The sequence below is a fragment of the Fluoribacter dumoffii NY 23 genome (assembly GCF_000236165.1).
GTDB classification, from domain to species: domain Bacteria; phylum Pseudomonadota; class Gammaproteobacteria; order Legionellales; family Legionellaceae; genus Legionella; species Legionella dumoffii.
On record NZ_CM001373.1, the window covers coordinates 132,737 to 154,715 of the forward strand.

Below are 21,979 nucleotides of genomic sequence, written 5' to 3' on the forward strand. Positions count from 1 at the left end.
CTACGCCTATGATTACCTCTTTTTGTAAATGGTCACCCTCTCATCAGGAAATGATCGAATTGGGCACATCTTGAACGAAAATCACTGTGAAATTCATAGCAATTCATGCTCCCTTTTGATTTTCGTTCACCGTATGCGCAAATGCAACCGCCTGCCACAATTAATCCTGGGTGAACTAGGATCTCTTTCTTCGTTTAATGCCGTATGGAGACCGGCGATTCTTTTTCAACAACGGTTCTAACTCTTTTAAAGCCTGCGCATAAACCTGGCGTTTAAAAAAAATAACCTGTCCTTCTGGTTCATGAAAATCAACCCAACGCCAGCTGTCAAATTCCGGTGAGTCACTCAAATCCAGTTTGACTTTTTGTTCACTCGCGACAAGTTTTAACAAGTACCATTTTTGTTTTTGTCCTATTACCAAAGGTTCGCTGCCATGACGCAGATATTGTTTGGGAAGCCTGTATTTAAGCCAGCGCTTGGTGGAGCCTATGACTTCAACATCTTCTTTATCCAACCCTACTTCTTCATGCAACTCCCGAAACATTGCTTCTAACGAAGTTTCGCCAGCAGCTAAACCGCCTTGCGGGAATTGCCAAGCATCATGACCAGTCCTTCTACCCCAAAAAACCCTATTTTGTGCGTTGACTAGGATAATACCTACATTCAACCGATAACCGGCACGATCAATCACCATGATGTCACTGTTTTAGATTAAACCGCTAATAGCTCGATTTTTCCATAAACAGCGAGACCTTGGCAATTAAATCTGTAATTATTATTGAAAAAAGATAACTACTCAATAAAAACAATCATGGCGGTCATTTTTGCTTGTGGGTTTCTCCGTAAGAATTATAAAGATCGGTCTCGTTTTTTAGCAAAGAAAGGAGCTTCTTTTACTTGCATTAAACCAGGGATTTAGAAAATCTGACGTGGAACCAAAGATTTGTGGGTGCTGGCTTTTCAGAGCTACTATTCCCCATATCACATCCTTTTATTTAGATATATAATTGCGGCAAATACTTTATTCTATATCCCTTATGAAAAAGAAAATTTTAATTATCAATACAGGCGGGACAATCAGCAGTATTAAAACGGAAAATGGCTATGCACCTGCTGCGGGATATGTAGAGGCTGCATTGCAACAAATCCCCTTGCTGAAGCATAAAGATATGCCTGAATATGCAATAAAAGAATATTCCCCATTGCTCGATTCCTCCAATATGACGGTCCATGATTGGAATCGCATTGCCAGGGATATAGCAGTTGATTATGCGCATTTTGATGGTTTTGTTGTTTTCCATGGGACAGATACTATGGCCTATACAGCATCGGCTCTGTCTTTTATGCTGGAAAATTTAGGAAAACCCGTAATTATCACAGGGTCACAGATTCCTTTATCTGAAGTACGTAATGATGCGATTGATAATGTAATCACTTCATTATGGCTTTGTGCTAACCAGCCTATACCCGAAGTATGTATTTATTTCAATCAACATTTATTACGCGGTAATCGCACTCAAAAAATCAGTTCCCAAGGGTTCAAAGCATTTGATTCACCGAACTATCCTCATCTGGCTTCTATCGGGATCGAAATAAAAGTCCATAAAAATCTTTTATTAAAACGACCGCAAAAAGAGTTTCATTTGCAAACAATAGAACCACAATTTATTGCCAATTTCAGGTTATTTCCAGGGTTTGCCACTGACGTTTTGGCTTATATTTTAAACCAGCCCTTATGTGGTTTGATCCTTGAGACCTATGGGGCGGGGAATGCGCAAAATAATGATCCCCGTTTTTTAAAACTGCTCAAAGATGCATGTGCGCGTGGCATAATCATAATAAATTGCACTCAATGCCAGGAGGGGGGGGTGGAAATGAGTCAGTATGCTACGGGGCACTCTTTAAAGAAAGCGGGATTAATTAGTGGCCATGACATGACCCCGGAAGCGGCACATTGTAAGCTTTTGTACTTGCTCAGTAAGAGATTAGATGTTGATGAAATAAAGAAATTGATGGAAACCGATCTTTGTGGTGAATTGACTTCATAGCCGGGAGTACGAAGTCAATTTTTCGGATTTACGCGAAGCAGACAGAATAAGCTGCGATCAGGCAAACTCTGGTGTAACCTAAATTAAAGGGCCAATACTGATTTATCTTCTTCTTTTTCTTTTTTCTCGGCAGCTCTGGCTTCAATTTCCTCAAAGGCATTGTCCATTGCCACTTTCAATCTACCCCTGCTGGGCTTTATGGTGGGTGCTTTAACTCTCGCCACAGCAATCAAAGTTACTTGCACAGGTATGGAGTCAATAGGTTTTGATTCCTCACAGATTTCAGCATTTTCTCGGTGAATGGCCTGGATTGCCTCAATAACAAAGGTCTTGCGTAATTCTTTATAGTCGGGTTTATCTGGATCCAAACCCTCTAGTTTTTTCTTACAGTGGACAATATTCTTCAAGAGGCACTCTTCTTTTTTGGCTCTGATTTCTATCGCTGTAGAATTACTGATGCTGTTGGAAACTTTTTCATATATTCTAGCAAGCATCCCTTCCTCAGGAGGGCAAAGAATATGTTCGCCTATGTAATAGGCTGCATGGGCGCAAAGAAGATTGAAAGGGTCATCATCATCCGGGATATCGATAAAACTGACTTGCTTTTCGTACTTTTCACTTTTTTCACAAAGAGAACGGTAGAATCGGTCCAGACTTGAGTTAAGCGCACTTAAAGTGTCATTCAAAACGCCTCGTTTCCACGATTTTTTGATTCGCATATTTTCAACTGCACTATCGATGTCGCTGATTATCTTTTGCAGTCCAGCTAAATTTTGTTTATCTGTTTCTGCCTCCTTAAAATCTGCAACGAATTTTTGCAGGGAGCGGGTTATATTTCTTTGTTGTTCAGAATGTTGGGTATCTCGAAAAAAATGATAAATCATCCCGTTATCATCAGCAATGGAATCTTCTATTGATTTATTCAAAACTCGATCGATAAGTGCCTGGGCTGTTCTAACAAATATTGTCATCGCTCTACTCCTTGAACTGTAATTTAGTTATCATACCTCTGTTTATTTTTTCATAACTTTTGAGGCAGATTGTTTTTACTGAACCTTATTGTTTTTAAATAGGAACTCATCACTACATGAAACTACAAATTATTATTTTAGCTGCAGGACAGGGTAAACGAATGTATTCCAGTACCCCTAAGGTACTTCACCAAATTGCTGGGAAGCCTATGTTGACTCGGGTAGTGGAAACTGCTCAGCAACTCAATCCTGATGTAATCCACGTAATATATGGTCATGGTGGTGAACAACTTAAGAACTCACTCCCTGACTTACCTGTGAATTGGGTTTACCAAGCAGAACAATTAGGTACGGGGCATGCAGTGATGCAAGCGTTACCTTTTATTCCCCCAAAAACACAAGTTCTTGTTTTATCTGCTGATGTACCGCTTATTCAAGCCAATACGTTGCGTGCTTTAATTGAATGCAGCAACTCAGCAAATTCCTATAAATCCGTTTTGACACTTTTGGTTGCTCATCTCGAAGATCCTAGCGGTCTTGGACGTATTATTAGAAACAACCAAGGTGAAGTTTCCATCATTGTAGAAGAAAAAGATGCAAATGAGCAAGAAAAGAATATAAAAGAAATATATTCAGGAATTTGTTGCGCATTATCTGATGACTTAGCATTATGGCTGCCCAAATTAAGCAACGATAATGCACAATCCGAGTATTACCTAACCGAAATTATTGCTTTAGCTGTTGCCAGTCAAACACCAATTAAAACACTCAGTGTAAAAGATAACGCAGAAATTCAGGGTGTTAATAACCGCTTGCAATTACAGCAATTGGAGCGCATCTGGCAAGTCAGACAAGCGGAAAAATTCTTGCAGGAAGGAGTATACATAGCTGATGCGAACCGATTTGATTTACGGGGGGAACTCATTTGTGGGAAAGATGTATTCATAGACATTAATTGCGTCTTCAAAGGGAAAGTTGTCATTGGAGACGGATGCTCCATCGGCCCCAATTGCATTCTCACGGATGTAAGTTTGGGTGCCGGCTGTGATATTTACGCAAACAGCGTATTGGAAGGGTGTGACATTGCAAACGATTGTACTGTTGGGCCGTTCTCTCGATTAAGAGCAGGGACTGAACTAGCTGCACACTGTAAGATAGGCAACTTTGTTGAAACCAAAAAGGCAGTATTTGCCGAGGGCTCCAAGGCAAGTCATTTAAGCTATTTAGGCGATGTGGAGCTGGGGAAAGCAGTAAATGTAGGTGCTGGTACAATTACCTGCAATTATGACGGGGTAAACAAACACAAAACCATCATTGAGGATGGAGCTTTTATTGGTTCGGATACCCAGTTAGTTGCTCCAGTCACTGTAGGCGCTTACGCAACTGTAGGTGCGGGCAGTACTATCCGGAAAAATGTGCCTCCAGGGGAGCTGACGCTTACGGAATCAAGGCAGAAGACAGTTTATGGGTGGAAAAGACCGGTAAAAAAGGAATAATCCATTCTGATCAGCGCAGCGTTACCATTTTTATAAGCGAATTATTAGAAATCGGGGCGCTGCCCATCTGGCAAAAAACGCTAATTTTAATCCTTTCTGCATGTCCCAGGCTCAATCATACTGCAAAATCAAGGACTTCTTTTTTTCCAAATAAGCACAGAACCATAGAATAAGCGGTAGGGAAATCAGTGTCATGATTGATTTATAAAGCCAAACGTTAACGATTAAATTAATTATTTGCTCATAAGGGTAGATGCCGCCGAACAGCAAACAGTAGTCGATGAGACATAATAAAAAGTTCGAACAAAAATTTGCGATTAAAATACGCAGCGGGCGATGCAAATTCCACTTGGAGTGCTTCAAGTAATGAAGCAGCATCGCATTACTGATAAAGGCAATAAAGAGAGTCAGGGAGGCAGCAGGAAGCCTTGTCGGCATGATGTAGTTGTAAAAAGGATTCAAATTAAAGAAAGGGGGAGAGGGTAAGGCTACAATGCCCATTAATAATACATCAAAGGTAAATTGGGTCGCGATAAGGATCAGACATAATTTTAGATTGACGCGGTAACCCCATAACTCACCGAGAATAGTACTAATTACCAAAGTGATTGGAAAAAATAACGAACTTGCTGACAAGACCATATATTTATTTACAAGCGTTACTATCCTGTATTCACAAGCTAAACAAATAAGCATGACCACGATGGCTACACAAATGAAATAATGATAAAGGGGTAGTTCTTCACTGCCGCGAGCCGGAAAAATTAAATTCTCATACTTCAATAATACGGTGAGATAGAAAATGCCGATAAGGAGCAGTATTAACGAGGCAATCAAGAATGAATCGAGATAAATTTGTTTGAAATTTTGCAGATGAGTACCTGAAAATAAAAGAAAAAAGTCTAAGCCAAAGAAAAAAATCCCTCCCAAGAGCGCAAGGAGCATGCACTGTTTTGGTGTAGGCAATCCTTTACTGGATTTGGAATAGGCAAATAAATGAGGAAGGTAAAAACTAAGGGCAAATGCAATGGTGGTTGCAAAGAATTTTTTCGGGAGATCTTCAAAAATGATTTGATATACTGAATTATTATGCATGTATTCAGCGGGTGGTAAATTAATTAGCACATAAACGCCAATGCAAAATACATATAAAGTGATCAGAGAAATATTAAGCAAGTGCCTTTGTTCTTTAATAGTGCAATTTCTTAGTGCCAACAAATACAATCCAGTGACAAGTGGGCAAATTAAACCAATCACAGAAAACATCAGTCCCTGGATGGCAATGATTTTAAATGACACATTAATTAATAAAATGAGGGAAGTTATTACACTTAAGGTCAGAAACAAGAAACAGCGTGACCGCTGTGAAGGCAATGATTGATTCATATGTCTAGGATTTCCATAACTTTGCCTTGGCCTTTGCTGATAATTGCCTTGTAATGAACTAATTCGCGCGTAAATATAACACCATTGTATTTAAAATGGCAAGTAGTTGGCCAATTTAGCTAAATGAATAACCCAGCAGATAAGGGAACGCAACCGCAGGCAATTGCAGCGCAAGCAAAGGGATTAAAAAAACAGCATTACCTGCATATTTTTAATCCCCGTGATTTATTGGTTGTATTCCAGTGACGTTTCCTGGAGCGGTTGCGATGAAGAGTTTTCATCTATTTTAGCAGACGGATTGTTCACGAGCCTAGGCCTTTGTTTGGTAGTAAACAAGCTGTTTGCTGTGAGTATAGTCGAAGGTTTTTGAGAAATTAAACGCTTGGCATCGGTCACTGTTGTTGTTTTCGGAGTGGTTAACTCATTTGCTGAAGGTAAAACTCTGGTTTGAGACTCGGGAGGGAGCTCAATGATTTGGTTTGTTTCATGTAAACCCACTTTAGAATTTCCTTTTGCCAAGATTACCTCATAAGATACATTATTTCGCTCAAGCCATCTTTCGAGGGCGGTAACAAAATTCCAAAAATCTTCTTTTTTACTTAAAGATAATAGAAATTCAGACATTTTTATAGGCAACCCAAAACGATAGTTTAATAGCACCGGCAGAGTATATTTAACTGTAGCGGCAATTGCTGTAGGGGCTGTTGTTAATGTTTTTACCGGTTTTGCAGAATTCACAATCTTTAAAATATTCAGTAAATCATTGCGTAAGTCTGGCCAAAATTGCTTAATCACGGGATCATTGACTGCATTTTTGGGACTGTGAAACATACTTGGGATAATGAACTTTGCTGTTTTTTTAAAAAAACCTGGGGGTGTTACCTTAACTTGCTCTAAATCACTGTCAAGGATGCGGGTGAGAAAACGTAGGACGGTTGATAAAGGAAGAAAGGGTTTTGCACCTGGAGGCGGTTTAAAATCAATGGGGATTCTTTTCATCAAACCTGCAAATACGACATCGATAGCAAATCTTTTTGTCCGATCATAAATAACTAGGGGATCGAGAGGAATAGTATCTTTTGCGGAGCGGACTAACGGTAAGGACATGTGCGATGCAACATTGATGTGGGCTAAAAGTAATAAATGACGCAGTGTTCTGAGGTAGAGATATGGGGGTAGGCCTACAGTAGCTTCTAACGCCTGATCCATCAAATATGAAGTTCCAGTGTAGGCTAGACCCAAAGAGAGAATGGATTCGGATTTCATAGCCTTATGTCGTTCGCAACGTTCGGGGGTTGCCATACGAGTGATGTATTCACCATAAAAATAGATCGCCAAGACCCAGGCAATTTCCTCTCCATAAGGGAGAGAATAACTAATTGCCAACAGCATGAGATCATTAAAAGCTAATTGTATGGGTTCACGTAAGGAGCCTTTAAATTTACGTTTAAAATTGCACTCCTCTTCCACGCATAAGGTAGTTGGAGGCTGAGTGAGATTATTTTTGTGCTCATTAAAAGCGGATGAGCCTAGTGCATCAAGAACCAATGTATGGGGAATTAATTTAGATGCCTGTCTGTAGGTAATTCCCCAGGTCACATAATTCATTAAAGTTAAGGTAGGTTGAATCATATAGGAGGCCAACATTGCTGTTGGGTCTGCCGGGCGTAAATAATTCTGGATGGTGTTATTTGCATAATGTGCTGCAACAACAGGCAGGACATCATAAACAAGCATGTTTCCTGCACCTTTGACAATTTTCATCACTGGGGGGGTGACCACTGCAGGAATTGCTTCTCGTAAAGCTAAAAATTGTTCAACCACATAAAATGTTGAATTTGCTACATAGGCTACGGTTTGCGTGATTGGTACTTTATTCCAAATCCAGGTTGTCCCATTGCCAATTGATTTGGCTCCACCAACTACAGACGTCCACCAGTTCATAAGTTTGCTCTCCCTGCAACAACGAAATTTTATTGTATGAATAAAAAAATAGAAATGCCAGTCTTTTTCTCATGAAGCACAGGATCATTACATGTTGCTGTGATTCTATTACAATAACTTTGTCTAAAGACAAAGTGGGTTATTCTTTAGCTTTCAGTTCAACAATTCCAATATCATCGCTGATGAATTGTTTATTCCACGGTAAATCACGATAAGTTTGCCCTTTGTTGATCGGTAAAATAGGATATTTGATTACATCAAAAAAAGGTGAAAGATCAAAGTCGCTAGGAGTATAAAGACGAGGATTTCGGTGAATGAGTGAATAACCTTTTTTGTCCTTTTTGATCAGAGGTAAGATAGGATAATTTACTGATTGAAATACATGTGCAATCATTGAGGAGCATATATCCTCAGTGGGTTGCAACATATTATGCTGGAATAATGAGGAACGCCATCGACGCGGAAAAAAACTCCAGGGAAAAATAAAACGCGCCAGATCAAAAAGATGCCTTAAACTGTAATTTTTGCCAATTTTATGAATGGCGGCGGCAATCACTTTTTCCTTATCTTCGGCAAGAAGGGCAGAGGGTCTTAAAATGCGGATGTGGTCATTTTGGTATTCATCTACTGTGGATACTCTAGTCCCTTCCCCCAGCATGCTTTCTATGATGAGCTGGTCTGATGGCAAATAAGTGTTATTTTGTTGAATTAAATCCCGGAGTGAGGGATCGGTAATTTCTTCAAAACGTCCGATGTATAATGCCGCATGGGTCCAGGTACTTTCAGATATAAGACGAATAATATTTCCCATACGCGTATGACTTTCAACTAAAAGCACATCTCCGGGTTTTATTTCGTGAGTCATTTGCTTGAAATCGTAGAGATATGCTCTTTTAGCGACGTTGTCTTCTTTGGCTAAAAATTGATAAAATTTGAGTAAAATGAAGTTAGCAAAAGTTTTTTTACTGCGCTCTCTCATACCTGTTGTCCCTAACCAACGTTCTTTATTTCGTCCTGTTATGCATCATAAATTTTTTGATTTATATTCACAAAGATCTTGAATTATACACGTTTTGCAGTGAGGGTTTCGCGCCGTGCATACATATCGTCCATGTAAAACCAGCCAATGATGCGCATCTTTTAAAAATTCTGATTCTATATTTTTTATGAGGAGTTTTTCTACCTCGAAAGGATTTTTTCCTTTAGCAAGGCCTGTGCGGTTCGCTACCCTGAATATGTGGGTATCTACAGCTACCGTGGATTCACCAAAAGCTGTATTGAGGATCACGTTAGCAGTTTTACGGCCCACTCCGGGCAAAGATTCCAGTTTATCGCGTTGGGCGGGTACTCTTCCTTCATAATTTTTAACCAGCAATTCACAAGTTTTAATAATATTTTGCGCCTTGCTGTTATAAAGACCTATGGATTTAATATATTCTTTTAATTGTTCGAGCCCTAAATCAAGAATGCCCTGAGGGGTGTTTGCCACAGGAAATAATTTGGCGGTAGCTTTATTTACCCCAACATCAGTTGCCTGCGCCGAAAGAATGACGGCAATTAACAACTCAAAAGCGGAATGATAAATTAATTCAGTTGTGGGATGAGGGTTGTGCTCACGAAACCGTACAAAAATTTCTCGACGTTTTTGTTTATTCATGTTTTTTTGCTTTTACACGCGCCAATGCTTGTTGAATGTAATCTTGCTTGGCCTTGATATCATGCAGTTTATCATTTTTCAAAGCAAGCTGGCGTTTTGCTCTGTAGGCATGTTGTTTTTCATGCTCTTCACGCAATAATCGCGTTTGTTTTGCATGGAAGCGTTGCCGAGCCAGGTCTTTATCATAGGTTGTATCCGGCAAATCAACCATTTCAATACAATCTACTGGACAGGGGGCAACACATAAACCGCAACCAGTGCACTCATGGCTAATTACTGCATGCATCAATTTACCACTGCCAATAATTGCATCAACTGGACATGCTTTGATGCATTTGGTGCATCCAATACACTCTGCTTCACGAATGACCGCAACGGCAGGCGCCCGAGTATTTGTCTGTGCTTCTGTCAAATAAGGAGTGGGATCAATATTCAGCAAAGCACCTAAAGCTTTAACGGTAGCAACTCCTCCAGGAGGGCATTTGTTGATTGCGGTTATTCCCTGAGCCAGGGCTTCGGCATAGGGTAAACATCCGGAAAAATCACATTCGCCGCATTGAGTTTGCGGCAAAAGTGCATCTATATCTTTAACTGAGGCCATTGGACACCTGTTTGGATTGCTCCAGCATGGCTTGTATTTTTTCTTTTTCAACGCGCATCATTAGAGGCTGGAACGTATTGAGATTATGGTTTAATAAAGGGTGATCTATGGATTCCCAGGTCAGTGCAGTGCAATTCAAAAAGTCTTCTGCGGCTTTTGCCATCATCGGTAATACCGGTTTTAGGAAAGTCATCAAGATGCGGAATAAATTGATTCCCATAGTGCAAATGGCTTGTACTGCGGGCAAATGTTCTTCTTCTTTGGCTAAAACCCAGGGTTTATTGGTATCGATATACTGGTTCACTTTATCGGCACAATCCATAATGTGGCGAACAGCACGTGCGTAATCACGAGAAATGTATGCCTCCATGATTTGGGGACGCATTTCAAGCAGTTCTGCATACAGTTGAGGGGCGCTTAAATGATCACTGAGTCGATTTTCAAAGCGTTTATTAATGAAACCCGCGCAGCGGCTGGCAATGTTAACTACTTTCCCCACAAGATCTGCATTAATTCGATTCATAAAATCATCAAAATTCAAATCCAAATCATCCACGCGGCCATTGAGCTTGGCAGCAAAATAATAGCGCAGGTATTCCGGGTGTAAATGATGCAGATAGGTACGGGCCTCGAGGAAAGTTCCCCGTGATTTTGACATTTTTTGTCCATCAACGGTCAAAAATCCATGGGTGTAAACTGCTGTTGGCATCCTATGGCCGCTGGCAGCGAGCATGGCCGGCCAGAATAATGCATGAAAGTATACAATGTCCTTACCCACGAAATGATACAGTTCTGTAGTAGAATCTTTATTCCAAAATTCAGCAAAGGAGACATCGTGTTCATCACAGTATTTTTTAAAACTGGCCATGTATCCGATGGGGGCATCAAGCCAAACATAGAAGTATTTGTCTGTGGTTCCGGGAATAGGAAACCCAAAATAGGGTGCATCACGGGAAATATCCCATTGTTTTAATCCTGCGGCGAACCATTCATCCAGTTTATTGGCTACTTCAGCTTGCAGATGACCACTCCGGGTCCATTCTTTCAGCAGATCCTCATAACGAGGTAAATCAAAAAAGTAATGCTCTGAGTCTTTTTCTATAGGTTTGGCACCTGAAATGGCAGAAACCGCATCAATAAGATCAGTGGGTGAGTAGGTGGCGCCACAGACCTCACAGTTATCCCCATATTGATCGGGAGCACCACACTTGGGACAAGTACCTTTGACATAGCGATCGGGTAAAAACATTTGTTTTACTGGATCATAAGCTTGACGGATTGTTCTTTTAATTATCGACCCATTTGCTTGTAATGCCTCATAAATAGCCGAAGCCAAGGCCTGGTTTTCTGGGGAGTGGGTAGTATGATAACAGTCATAATCAATCGCAAAAGCTTTGAAATCGTGCTCGTGGCTGTGTTTTATTTCAGCGGTCAAAGCTTCCGGGGTAATTCCCATCTGCTCTGCTTTTAACATAATTGGCGTACCATGTGCATCATCCCCACAAATACTGATGCAATTAATGCCAGCCATTTTATGGGTACGTACCCAAATGTCCGTTTGAATATGCTCGACTAAATGTCCAAGATGTAAATGACCATTTGCATAAGGTAAGGCGCTGGTCACCAGCATTTTACGTTGTTTTGCCATTAGTTAAATACCTGCTTGTAAAAAATGACTGATTATAACGCATGTAAGCGGTAAATGCTGTAGCTTCCTCATTTATTCCACATTATTGTGAAGAGTGGATTTTAAGAAACTTAATGCTAATTAAGTTAAAGAAAAAATTCGCGCAAATAAAAACGCGGCCTTGGCCGCGTTTAATGGGTACTTTTGAGAAGTTTATTATTAGTTGTTACCAAACTTAAACTCTTGGGGAGCGTCTTGTTGTGGAGCATCTGTTGTTGGAACAAATGTCTGAGTAACAGGTTGTCTTGGAACTGGACTGCTGTAGTTAGTTGGTGCAGTAGCAGTATGAGGGAATTGCAGAACCTGAGGGGCATCTGTGGTTTGTAATTTGCTTGATGCGTAAGGATTTCCACCTTTCAGTTCAGGCTCAGCATCAGTTTGAGTTTTGGTTGGTGCCTTGCTTGCAGGGATAGAAGATGCCATTTTGCTTTTCAGACCTTTACAGCAGTCAGCAATCCAAGAAACAAAATTACCGACAGCAGCACCAGTATAGATTACAGCAGAGGTAGCAGCAGCAGCTAATCCAGCAGCAAGACCGATTTGTGCAAGAGCATTAGCACCAGCAACTGCAGCAATAGACAGACCATAGACAGAGAAAGTAGCAACCGCAGTTAAAGCAGCAGGCCACAAGAATAAAGTAAGAGCAGCAGCACCAGCAACAGCTAAAGAAGCCCAAAATGCAGTGGCAATAGCTTGTTTGTGGTTAGCTAAAAAGTTTGCAGCTGAACGACTAACAGTCTTGATACCCTCAGCAAGCAAACCGATTAAACCGGGTTTGTTCTCCATTTTTGGGCGAGAGTATTGTCTACCGAATTCATTGTGTGTAGTAATTTGTGTATGGCCTAACACTGCATTAGCGATACCGCTGAAAGCATTGGCGGGTGCGTAAAAAACTTTTTTTGCAATATCTTTAAAACTCATAGTTTTCTCCAAGGTTATAAATCAGGGCGGATGATAGCAATGTTTTTGCTACATGTGAATCAAAAATGGTCAATTTGTTGTAACAAAAGTGTAAATTTATTTGATTTTTTAGTTTATTTAGTTTCATTCATGAACAATAAATTTGTTTATTGTGCTCATTGTATATTTTTCAGGCAAATATGTTTTCGACATGTTTCTCTTTTAATTAGATTCTTCTTAATATGTATCGTTTATTTGCGAGTTGAAGGGTAATATAAAGTAGGATCGGCAACCCCGGCTTCCTTAAAACCACGCCGTCTAAAAGTGCAGCTGTCACATTCACCACATGCTGCACCCGCCTCATTTGCCTGATAACAAGAAACGGTCAAGCTGTAGTCTACGCCCAGACTTACTCCTAACTGGATGGTTTGTGCTTTGCTTAAGTGCTGTAGGGGGGCATGAATGGAGAAGCGATTGCCCATTACCCCGGCTTTAGTAGCCAGATTGGCTAACTTTTGAAATGCTTCAATAAACTCCGGGCGGCAATCCGGGTAATGAGAATAATCGATTGAACTTGCACCAATAAAAATGTCTCTTGCGCCTATTGATTCTGCAAGACCTAAAGCCATCGCCAAGAAAATGGTATTACGGGCAGGGACATAGGTCACCGGGATCTCGGTGCTTCCCTCAAAGGCGGGGACTTCTATAGTTGAATCAGTCAGGGCAGAATTCTGGAATAATTCTGTATCCAAAGTGGCGATATGATGTTTTACCACATTATAATGTTTGGCAATTCGTTGGGCGGCATTTAATTCAAAAGAATGTCTTTGCCCGTAGGAAAAGCTGAGCGCATAGCAGGAAAAACCTTTTGCAGCCGCGAAAGCCAAGCAAGTTGTCGAATCCAGGCCACCAGAGAGTAAAACTACCGCTTTTTTCATGATATAAATTCCCAGGAATAATTGTGCCTATTTTGTAACTTTTCAATGAGTCCCGCAAATTAAATTTCTAAATCCCATTATCTTCTGACAGGATTGAAAACCTTGATCTGCAGGATTGCACGCCAGCTATTGCAAACAGGTTGGGGCTTTTTGCCCCGGCTGCTAAAAAAGTTACCTTTTTTTAGGCTAAAAATGCTGATAGAATGCGCAAATTATGCCATAACATGGAACTTTATGACGACTACTCTTTATCCTGTTATCCTCGCTGGAGGTTCTGGAACTCGTTTATGGCCGTTATCCCGAAAAAATTATCCCAAACAATTTTTGGCCTTAAATGGTGAGCTTTCCCTTTTGCAACAAACCGTAAAACGAGCACAGACTCTGGTAAGCACCCATCCCCTTATTGTGAGTAATGATGCCCATTATTTCCTTTGTCAGGATCAATTAAAGCATCTAACTCATTCGATGACTTATCTGCTTGAGCCTTGTGCCCGCAATACAGCCCCGGCAATTGCCTGCGCCGCGCATTATTTATCCCAAATAGCAGGTCCTGATGCAATCATGTTGGTTCTTCCATCAGATCATTGGATTGCAGATGATAAAGCATGGAAAGAAGCTATGTTGACTGGAGCGCAATTTGCGGCAGCCCATCAGGCGTTAGTCACTTTTGGAATTGAGCCGGATAGTCCTAAAACCGGGTATGGTTATATAGAGGCAGGTTCACCCTTGACAGACAAAGTGCGACAGGTTTTAAGTTTCAGGGAAAAACCCGCACTTACCTTGGCGAAAGAATTTATTACCAGCGGAAATTATTATTGGAATAGCGGCATGTTTGTGTGTCGAGCCGGGGTTTATCTCCAGGAGTTGGCTGAATATCAACCTGATATTTATCATTTTAGTCAGCAAGCTGTGCTAAAGGCCCAGCATCATCATGATTTTTTACGGCTTGATTTAGAATGTTTTTCGCGCTGTGAGGCCGAATCTATTGATTATGCGATTATGGAAAAAACAAATAAGGCTGCAGTAATCCCCGTTTCGATGCAATGGAGCGATTTAGGGTGTTGGTCTGCAGTAGCTGATGCCAATACACCCGATCAAGACGGAAATACGATGATGGGTAAAGTAATTGCTCAGCAAAGTAATAACTGCCTGATTCACAGTACAGATATCCTGGTTACCGCTATTGGAGTTCAGGATCAAATTATTGTGGCCACCCAGGATGCTGTTTTAGTTGCCGACAAGCAGTATTCGCAGCAAGTTAAGGATTTGGTTAACTCTCTAAGTAAAGAACACCATCAAGTAACCCAGGATCATCAACGGGTGTCTCGGCCGTGGGGATATTATGAAATTTTAGCCGAGGGTGCTTCATTTAAAGTCAAGCGGCTGATGGTGAAACCAGGAGCTCGTTTATCCTTGCAGATGCATCAGCACCGTGCTGAGCATTGGGTGGTTGTTTCCGGAAAAGCAGAAGTAATTAATGATACTCAGACCATTTATTTATCGGTTAATCAATCCACTTATATAGCGCAAAATACACTTCACCGCTTAAGTAACCCCGGAAATGAACCTCTTTATGTGATAGAGGTGCAAAGTGGTTCTTATTTGGGAGAAGATGATATCAAGCGTTTTGATGATATTTATGCACGCGAACTTTCCTAAAATCAATTACTGTCGGGTCATAATGGAAAAAGGATGTATCTTTTATCATAGGGTTTTATGGCGATGACTCGGCTTTCAGTTAATTACCTATCAAATAACTTTATTATACGAAAATTTTAGTTTCAATTGTGTAAATCAATGTATGCACATCTTGTTTTTAAAATTAGTGCTATGTTATAAAAAAGAACATCTTATTTTTTTACTGTGATTAAAATGAATTAGTCGCCAGAATTCATGAACACAGAGGTGGCATTATGGCAACGAGCAGCTCAATTCTTCAATCCTTTCTTCGCGATTCATTAAAAGAAAAACGAAATATTGTTGACTTGAGTTTTGACGAGTTGCTTGCATACAGCAGAGCTCGATGTGGTCTTATCGAGATCAAGCCTGATCTGGTTGATTTTGACGATGTTGATTTTAATACCCTTAAAGACCTGATCAAAGATGATCATGCAGTCGTTTTACAAAATGAAACGCTTTTCTATGTTGATCTCAAAAAACAAAAAATTAGCCTGCTGAAAGAACCCCAAGAACCAGAAACTGATGCCAGGAAAAATACTCCTGAATATACTGAATATCTTAAATCTCCTGAATACCGTCAATATCTGCGCGATCAAACTCATTATAATCGATTAATAAATTCGGCGTCAGAAGCCTACAAACGAATTGGCGGAAAGGAGCTTGATTATATTAGGTCGGCTACGGGGCGCGCTTTTGCGAGTCGCCGTAGTGATGATTTTCTTCCATCATTAGAGTTTTATTTAGGGATATTGGATAATGCTGATCCCGTCTTGTTTAAATACTTGAGTCCGGCACAAAAAGAACAGTTAATATTTGATTTAAGAATTACTGCCTTGCTTTTGGCAGCACAACAAAAACATGAAATAGATTATAAAAAGACAGAAAATAAAAATAAATATGACCAACATCTTTCCCGATGTTTGCGATTCCTCAAAGAGTTCGATCCTGTTTATCAGGAACGACTTAAAAAATCTCCGGAACTCGCTGAGGTCTCCGATGCGCAACCTTTAAAATATATGGGCATTCCGGTGGGTCAATTGTTGGCCGAAAATATAGCTGATTTGTCAAGTGGTACCACCAAAACCATTCGAAAATATATGGATGCCCTAAATGAGAAACGATTGTATTGGGTATGGGGCTCATCTTTAATAAAAACGTTAATTAGCCTGGTTCCAGAGGATAAGTTTTATCAAAAACAAGCAGCTGGCACGATTAAAATGCCGGATCCTTATACTGGGAACCTAAGCTGGATTTTATATTATGCCCGCTTTTTTATGAATCTCGCTTTATTACTCAGACATACCATTAGAGGACCATGGATGAGTGAGGAAGAAATAAATACCCCCTGGCAAGAGCGCTTCCTGACCCAATGGTCTAACAGGAAATTCATTTTATTAAATGATTCCATCTGGGGAACGGCTAATTTAGCCTGTTTTTTCTGGCTGACTGGAAAAAGCGTATTGGGTACTGCAGGAGATGCAGTTACCCTCGCACTTTTAGCTTTTGATACCCTCATAAGCATATGGGATTTTGCCGAGCAATCCACAAAACATACCAAAGCCATGCAGCAGTATGAAGAAGATTTACAAAGATTGACCAGGCAACTGCACCAGTTACAAAATAAAGGAGTACTTCAGGAAGATGAGCAGAAAGCTAAACGTCAACTAGAGATGCAAATAAGCACATTAAGACGTGAAAAGTTACAGTGTGAAAAAGATTGGCAGCTGCAAAAGGCCTCCTTGATCGTTAATATTGCTTATGCTGTGGGCTTAATGGCGGCTTTTTTTGTTTTAACGATGCCCTTCATGCCTATAGCCGCCCCTGCTTTAGCTACCATGGGTATTGTCGGGGCGGTACTTTGTTTTGCATTGACGGTTATTTATAACGCAGCCAAGGGCGGTTTGGAGCTTTATAAAACCTATAAGACAATACAAGACCAAAAACAGGATGCTGAGGACAAAATTGAAGGGTTAATTAAATTATTAAAAAATAAGAACGATCTGGAAGCAGATGAAAGAAAATTACTGTACCTGGAAATTAGAAAATGCCAGGCAGAAACTGAATATCAAAAACAGACAATGATCTATCAATCAGTCAATTTAGCACGAAATATATTTATACAAGCCCTTGTTCCTGCAGTCGTTTTTGCCAGTTTAATGTTTGTGCCTTTGGGGATTGGTATAGCGGTGCTTGTTGCTGCGGTAGCGCTGGCGATTGCTTCTCAACTTCTTGTGGATGGCTGGTTCAAACCTAAGGAAAAAAAGGAATGGGAGTTTGATGAGACTGAGTATAATCAGTTCTGTACGGAGATTTTAACACCGAAACCTCAAAAAACGGAACATTCTGGACTTTTATCTTGGTGGGGCAAAAAATCGGACGAAAAGGAACGTTTATTGGAAAATAGGGATGATCAAAGCGATATTCCCGATAATTTTATTCCGACGAAATAACTTTTGCTTTTTTTCCTAATGCTTTGTACCTCGATTAGCGCAGTTAATCCGGGTACAGCCTCCTGTAAGGTTTCTGCAGGCAGATAGACCCCCGACATAAATAACCTTTTATTTTCAATTTCTTAATCATGGATTTCCTCCTCTTCTTATGTATAATGTTCAAAAGAAGCCTGGTTGGAGTGTCTTGATGCGAAAGCTCACTACCCTGTTGTTGCTTGTATTTTCTGTCAACGTTGTCGCTTCTGTAGAATTCGGCGATGCCTGCGATTTGCAGGCGGGAATCTCCGATTCTTATGTTCTTGCTCTCAGTTCGCAACCTGGTTTTTGTCAAACTTACGGATATGAAGCTGGCAAGCCAGAATGCATGCATTTGCCTAAAAACTCCTATCAGGCCCACCATCTCACCTTACATGGTTTATGGCCTAATCAGTATTCCTGTGGCCAACGATACGGATTTTGCGGCGTGAAACAAAAATCACATCACTGTGCGTATCCCCCCTTAAATTTATCATCTCAGGTGTCTGAACAATTAAAAAAAATGATGCCCAGTTATAATTATGGGAGTTGTCTGGAACGTCATGAATGGAACAAGCATGGGAGTTGCCAGCTTTTGTCGGCTGATGAGTATTTTTCCTTGGCAATGCGTTTGGCGGAAGCTGCCGACCATTCGGTTTTGGGAGAATATATAACTCACCACCAAGGACAAAAGGTACCGTTAAGCGTTTTGCGAGAGATGGTGGTGCAAACATTTGGTAAAAAGAATTCGGGAAAAATTTATCTAGGCTGCAGAAATGGTATCCTGGTTGATGTCTATATTCAGCTACCGGCATTAATTCCCTTTAATGAATCTTTAGAGTCTCTGGTCGATGCTGCTCCAGATTCTCCCGTGAATGATACCTGCCCTGCTCAGGTATTGCTTTCCAATTTTAATAAAGGGTCCTGGTATTAAACTGCATTGGATAGTGCCCAAATTTCCAGGGCTTTAAATAGTTTATGGATGATAAGACTTGTCAATAGCGCAGGCCTTATGATCGACCTTGCACATTGTTGGAACTTACTCTAATGTAGAGGAATTATTGAACCAGGAATGAAATCTATGCAAAAGCGGTGTTACTTATTGATTCTGATTGTCTTTTTTTTAACTGCTTGTGCGCATCATATGCCCCGCAATAAACCTAATGCTTCTTTGCCGCCAGCAATAAAGACGAAACAAGCCAGGCAGGTTGCAGCTTTTAATCAGGTGGTCTTGCAAGGACAACTCAACGTCACTTTGCATACAGGATATAAAAAGCCGCAAGTGATTTTATCAGGTGACGCTCGTGATTTAGCTGCAATTAAAACAGAGGTAGTACACAACACATTACATGTGACTCTGGGTAAAGGATATCCTTCCCATGGTCCTGTATCTGTTGATGTCAGAGGTCAGTTCCTCAATCGCTTAATGGCTCAAGGCGTGCCTTTAATTACTGGAAACCAAATACATACCAGTGTGTTGGATGTTTATTTGGTCGATACCGGAAGAGTCAGATTAGGTGGATCAATTGGCTTGCGAGTGCTGGATATCAAAGGGAAGGGCAGCCTAACCCAAATTGGGGGCATTTCCAGCCAAAACTTACAGATTCATTTACAGGGAAGCCCGAAAGTTCAGCTTGAGGGAGTTGCCAATTTAGCCAACTTAACGATGTTTGGAGATGCCTGGCTCAGTTTGTATTGGGTTAAGACGGATACCTTGACTGTACGCGCAAAGCAGAAATCGACGATCCAATTGGCTGGGGCAGTAAACAGGCTGGATGTTGAGCTCTGGGGAAATGCACGATTTAAAGGGCGTTATTTACGTGCACAACGCAGTTTTGTAAGGACACACGGTCATTCTGTTGCAGAAATTTCAGTAGCGAAACATCAAAGTAACCTGGCCACTGACGCAAGTGATATCTACTATTTTAATCTTCCCAATACCCGGGCAGACTTTATGGCTTTTGATGGTTCGGTATTGGATATGCGCGAGTGGAATCAGGCTGAGCTGAAAGATTTTACTCGCTACAACAAACAATTTCCTTAATCTTGCACTAACCCTCGCCTCAAACTCCCCACTTATAGTGGGGAGAGGTCTTTCATTCCCTCTTGGGAATATTTTACCTTCTCCACTTCAAGGCAGATAAGAAGCCTTAAGTGCAATTATCTGCCCTTATTTACTTATCCGGGAACGAGGCTCTTTTCTTCTCTTTATGAGATCCATATTGGTTGATGCATTGCGTAATTTGTTCCAGATCGTTATCCAGGGGCAAAACATGTGCCGAGTTTTCGAGCCAGTGTATGGTTGTATTTGGCGTATGAGAAAACATTTTTTCTACTTCTACTGAGGCAACAACGGTATCCTGCGCGCCAAGGAATAGATCGACCGGGCAAGTAGGTGCTACCCAAAGGTATTCGGAAATCATGGTAAACAGTTCAATAAGTGCGGGAATGGGAATTCTTCTGAATGATATTTCAGCATATTGATTAGTTAGCATATTACCTGCTTGACCACGTAGCTCACAAAATCCCAACTTTTTAAGTACAGCAAGCAATTTTAGATTCTTATAAATATTCATTTGTAGTCTTAAGGCCGGTGCTAAAAGGAACATATGGTTGAAGCGGAACGTTGTATTTAGCTTGCAGGCCAGCAGCCCCCCCAGAGATAGCCCCAGAATATCCACTTTTTGATATTCCTTAAACAAGGTTTCACATTCTTTCATGGCACAATTTAACCAATCTGCGGCTGTGGATTGGGCAAAAGCAGTAATGCTTTCGGCATGTCCGGGTAATGCAGGACAAACTAATGCATCATAATGATTTAATTGAGGTATCAAGTAGCGATAAACCGCGGGAGAGGAAGTAAATCCGTGTAAAAGCAACAGAGCATGCTTTTTGTGTGTTCCTCGCTGATGAAATGGTTGGAGAAGTGCAAAATCTTCTTTTTTTAAATCAAGCAGTTGTTTGCCCCGACGCATATAGCGAAAATCATTCTGATTTATCATTATAGTATTCCATTTTATTACAGTGTTATTTTGCAAAATTAGTGTAAATTCTGGGTGAATATAATTCACCAGTAATTAATCCTGTTAAGATTTAGTGTATCTGAAAAATTTAAATCTGCGCTATTTATTTAAAGGCAATGTTCCTTTCAATGTGCTATCTTATATATAATAGGTGCAGATATTATAGAGGTTAAGACAATGGGTACTGAAAAGACTGAACCTACGAGCACAACACCAGGAACTACTACTCCTGGTCAATCTGTTACACCACCCACTCCACCACAACCACAGGTTATCACTCCTGAGATTTCTGATGGACCCAAGCCCAATGCAAAGGCTAAGGATGAAGGAAAAGCTCAGCAAGAGCCAGAACCCCTTAAACCGTTTAAACCCAAGCCTACATCCGAAGATGATGAGAAAAAGAATCCCATGGTGAAGTTTAATGAGCAGCTGGGTGAAATGGTTGCTGAAATTAATGGCGACATAAATAATGCCCTGAAAGGGGTCGCTCAAAAAGGTTTGGACAAAGTAAAAAACTCAGAGATAGGGAAAGCTCTAGGGGGGTTGTCAGATGCTATAGGTGCAAAGAAAGACGAGCTCCAAAAAGCAATTTCCGATCAAATTGATTCCAAGCTAGACGATTTCAAGAAGACACCCGCTGGTCAAGCAGTTACGAAATTCATGGACACTATGAGTTCTGTTAAAGATACCGTGACTTCTGTACCTGACAAAATTAACCAGGGAATTGTGGGTGCTATAGAAAAAGCCACTGCCGCAGTAAGTAATATTGGCAAGAAGGAAAATCTTGATCAAACTGTTGAACTAAAAGACGTTGCAATGGATGAGAAGGTTTCAATTAAGGATACAAAAGAAGACGAAATTGAAAAAGATGAGGAAATGGATGTAGAAAAGCAAGAAACTCAGGAAGACGTAGATGCGAATAATGAACAAACATTCTCTGAGGTTGAGGAAGAGGTTCAAGATTTTCAACTTGATGGACCTCCAGATAGTAGTACAACTCCTAGTCTTTTAGCAGAACAATCAGTGGGATCCATAGAAAACTACGATACGGTTGCTCCTTCAACTACACCCAGTGTATCCAACGCGCCAACAGAATCGATGGAAGAAGAAGTCACTTCAACAGTAAGCAACACTATCTAATGCGTTAAAAAGCACTTAAATAAGCGGTAACCTGGAATTCCTA

General features: G+C 40.6%; 18 protein-coding genes. 7 read left to right on the forward strand and 11 right to left on the reverse strand.

Annotated elements, in window-relative coordinates:
- Window positions 1-175 precede the first annotated feature (175 nt).
- A complete protein-coding gene (locus tag KYQ_RS00635; protein ID WP_010652287.1) occupies window positions 176-694 on the reverse strand; it encodes an RNA pyrophosphohydrolase in 519 nt (172 codons plus the stop codon).
- A 343-nt stretch (window positions 695-1,037) separates the two neighbouring features.
- Here KYQ_RS00635 and ansA point away from each other — a divergent pair, with 343 nt between their 5' ends.
- A complete protein-coding gene (gene ansA / locus KYQ_RS00640) occupies window positions 1,038-2,048 on the forward strand; it encodes an asparaginase (protein ID WP_010652288.1) in 1,011 nt (336 codons plus the stop codon).
- An 83-nt stretch (window positions 2,049-2,131) separates the two neighbouring features.
- Here the strand turns inward: ansA and KYQ_RS00645 are convergent, their stop codons facing one another.
- Window positions 2,132-3,019 carry a hypothetical protein gene (locus KYQ_RS00645; RefSeq protein ID WP_010652289.1) on the reverse strand — a complete coding sequence of 296 codons (888 nt, stop codon included), beginning with the start codon at window positions 3,017-3,019 and terminating at the stop codon, window positions 2,132-2,134.
- Between the two features lie 116 nt (window positions 3,020-3,135).
- Between KYQ_RS00645 and glmU the strand changes: the two genes are divergently transcribed.
- Window positions 3,136-4,515: a bifunctional UDP-N-acetylglucosamine diphosphorylase/glucosamine-1-phosphate N-acetyltransferase GlmU gene (gene glmU, locus KYQ_RS00650; protein WP_010652290.1), complete on the forward strand. Its 1,380-nt coding sequence runs from the start codon at window positions 3,136-3,138 to the stop codon at window positions 4,513-4,515.
- 111 nt (window positions 4,516-4,626) lie between these two features.
- Here the strand turns inward: glmU and KYQ_RS00655 are convergent, their stop codons facing one another.
- The 8 genes from KYQ_RS00655 to queC form a co-directional block, all read right to left on the reverse strand.
- Window positions 4,627-5,901: a VUT family protein gene (locus tag KYQ_RS00655; RefSeq protein ID WP_010652292.1), complete on the reverse strand. Its 1,275-nt coding sequence runs from the start codon at window positions 5,899-5,901 to the stop codon at window positions 4,627-4,629.
- Window positions 5,902-6,126: 225 nt separating this feature from the next.
- Window positions 6,127-7,845: a hypothetical protein gene (locus KYQ_RS00665; protein WP_010652293.1), complete on the reverse strand. Its 1,719-nt coding sequence runs from the start codon at window positions 7,843-7,845 to the stop codon at window positions 6,127-6,129.
- 139 nt (window positions 7,846-7,984) lie between these two features.
- On the reverse strand, window positions 7,985-8,824 hold the full coding sequence (locus tag KYQ_RS00670) for a YiiX/YebB-like N1pC/P60 family cysteine hydrolase (protein WP_010652294.1): 840 nt from the start codon (window positions 8,822-8,824) through the stop codon (window positions 7,985-7,987).
- 45 nt (window positions 8,825-8,869) lie between these two features.
- A complete protein-coding gene (gene nth, locus KYQ_RS00675) occupies window positions 8,870-9,502 on the reverse strand; it encodes an endonuclease III (RefSeq protein WP_010652295.1) in 633 nt (210 codons plus the stop codon).
- A complete protein-coding gene (locus KYQ_RS00680) occupies window positions 9,495-10,103 on the reverse strand; it encodes an RnfABCDGE type electron transport complex subunit B (protein ID WP_010652296.1) in 609 nt (202 codons plus the stop codon). The genes nth and KYQ_RS00680 overlap by 8 nt, the downstream gene beginning before the upstream one ends.
- On the reverse strand, window positions 10,090-11,751 hold the full coding sequence (metG, locus tag KYQ_RS00685) for a methionine--tRNA ligase (protein WP_010652297.1): 1,662 nt from the start codon (window positions 11,749-11,751) through the stop codon (window positions 10,090-10,092). The genes KYQ_RS00680 and metG overlap by 14 nt, the downstream gene beginning before the upstream one ends.
- Before the next feature lie 198 nt (window positions 11,752-11,949).
- On the reverse strand, window positions 11,950-12,711 hold the full coding sequence (locus KYQ_RS00690; RefSeq protein WP_010652298.1) for a hypothetical protein: 762 nt from the start codon (window positions 12,709-12,711) through the stop codon (window positions 11,950-11,952).
- Between the two features lie 230 nt (window positions 12,712-12,941).
- Window positions 12,942-13,628: a 7-cyano-7-deazaguanine synthase QueC gene (queC, locus tag KYQ_RS00700; protein ID WP_010652299.1), complete on the reverse strand. Its 687-nt coding sequence runs from the start codon at window positions 13,626-13,628 to the stop codon at window positions 12,942-12,944.
- A gap of 234 nt (window positions 13,629-13,862) precedes the next feature.
- Between queC and KYQ_RS00705 the strand changes: the two genes are divergently transcribed.
- The 4 genes from KYQ_RS00705 (at window position 13,863) to KYQ_RS00720 (ending at window position 19,817) form a co-directional block, all read left to right on the forward strand.
- A complete protein-coding gene (locus KYQ_RS00705) occupies window positions 13,863-15,287 on the forward strand; it encodes a mannose-1-phosphate guanylyltransferase/mannose-6-phosphate isomerase (RefSeq protein ID WP_029488944.1) in 1,425 nt (474 codons plus the stop codon).
- Between the two features lie 254 nt (window positions 15,288-15,541).
- Window positions 15,542-17,758 (forward strand): hypothetical protein, encoded by a 2,217-nt coding sequence (locus tag KYQ_RS00710; RefSeq protein ID WP_010652301.1) that lies wholly within the window; start codon window positions 15,542-15,544, stop codon window positions 17,756-17,758.
- A 187-nt stretch (window positions 17,759-17,945) separates the two neighbouring features.
- Window positions 17,946-18,707, forward strand: a complete 762-nt coding sequence (locus KYQ_RS00715; protein WP_010652302.1) for a ribonuclease T2 family protein — start codon at window positions 17,946-17,948, stop codon at window positions 18,705-18,707.
- A 147-nt stretch (window positions 18,708-18,854) separates the two neighbouring features.
- Entirely contained in the window at window positions 18,855-19,817 is a 963-nt protein-coding gene (locus tag KYQ_RS00720; protein ID WP_010652303.1) for a GIN domain-containing protein, read from the forward strand.
- Window positions 19,818-19,947: 130 nt separating this feature from the next.
- Here the strand turns inward: KYQ_RS00720 and KYQ_RS00725 are convergent, their stop codons facing one another.
- Window positions 19,948-20,775: an alpha/beta hydrolase gene (locus KYQ_RS00725; RefSeq protein WP_010652304.1), complete on the reverse strand. Its 828-nt coding sequence runs from the start codon at window positions 20,773-20,775 to the stop codon at window positions 19,948-19,950.
- 198 nt (window positions 20,776-20,973) lie between these two features.
- Here KYQ_RS00725 and KYQ_RS00730 point away from each other — a divergent pair, with 198 nt between their 5' ends.
- Window positions 20,974-21,936: a hypothetical protein gene (locus KYQ_RS00730; RefSeq protein ID WP_010652305.1), complete on the forward strand. Its 963-nt coding sequence runs from the start codon at window positions 20,974-20,976 to the stop codon at window positions 21,934-21,936.
- Window positions 21,937-21,979 lie beyond the last annotated feature (43 nt).

Bases quoted from the DNA above. Each gene is read 5' to 3' on its own strand.
- KYQ_RS00635 (WP_010652287.1), bottom strand. From the start codon at position 694: ATGGTGATTGATCGTGCCGGTTATCGGTTGAATGTAGGTATTATCCTA.
- ansA (WP_010652288.1), top strand. From the start codon at position 1,038: ATGAAAAAGAAAATTTTAATTATCAATACAGGCGGGACAATCAGCAGT.
- KYQ_RS00645 (WP_010652289.1), bottom strand. From the start codon at position 3,019: ATGACAATATTTGTTAGAACAGCCCAGGCACTTATCGATCGAGTTTTG.
- glmU (WP_010652290.1), top strand. From the start codon at position 3,136: ATGAAACTACAAATTATTATTTTAGCTGCAGGACAGGGTAAACGAATG.
- KYQ_RS00655 (WP_010652292.1), bottom strand. From the start codon at position 5,901: ATGAATCAATCATTGCCTTCACAGCGGTCACGCTGTTTCTTGTTTCTG.
- KYQ_RS00665 (WP_010652293.1), bottom strand. From the start codon at position 7,845: ATGAACTGGTGGACGTCTGTAGTTGGTGGAGCCAAATCAATTGGCAAT.
- KYQ_RS00670 (WP_010652294.1), bottom strand. From the start codon at position 8,824: ATGAGAGAGCGCAGTAAAAAAACTTTTGCTAACTTCATTTTACTCAAA.
- nth (WP_010652295.1), bottom strand. From the start codon at position 9,502: ATGAATAAACAAAAACGTCGAGAAATTTTTGTACGGTTTCGTGAGCAC.
- KYQ_RS00680 (WP_010652296.1), bottom strand. From the start codon at position 10,103: ATGGCCTCAGTTAAAGATATAGATGCACTTTTGCCGCAAACTCAATGC.
- metG (WP_010652297.1), bottom strand. From the start codon at position 11,751: ATGGCAAAACAACGTAAAATGCTGGTGACCAGCGCCTTACCTTATGCA.
- KYQ_RS00690 (WP_010652298.1), bottom strand. From the start codon at position 12,711: ATGAGTTTTAAAGATATTGCAAAAAAAGTTTTTTACGCACCCGCCAAT.
- queC (WP_010652299.1), bottom strand. From the start codon at position 13,628: ATGAAAAAAGCGGTAGTTTTACTCTCTGGTGGCCTGGATTCGACAACT.
- KYQ_RS00705 (WP_029488944.1), top strand. From the start codon at position 13,863: ATGACGACTACTCTTTATCCTGTTATCCTCGCTGGAGGTTCTGGAACT.
- KYQ_RS00710 (WP_010652301.1), top strand. From the start codon at position 15,542: ATGGCAACGAGCAGCTCAATTCTTCAATCCTTTCTTCGCGATTCATTA.
- KYQ_RS00715 (WP_010652302.1), top strand. From the start codon at position 17,946: ATGCGAAAGCTCACTACCCTGTTGTTGCTTGTATTTTCTGTCAACGTT.
- KYQ_RS00720 (WP_010652303.1), top strand. From the start codon at position 18,855: ATGCAAAAGCGGTGTTACTTATTGATTCTGATTGTCTTTTTTTTAACT.
- KYQ_RS00725 (WP_010652304.1), bottom strand. From the start codon at position 20,775: ATGATAAATCAGAATGATTTTCGCTATATGCGTCGGGGCAAACAACTG.
- KYQ_RS00730 (WP_010652305.1), top strand. From the start codon at position 20,974: ATGGGTACTGAAAAGACTGAACCTACGAGCACAACACCAGGAACTACT.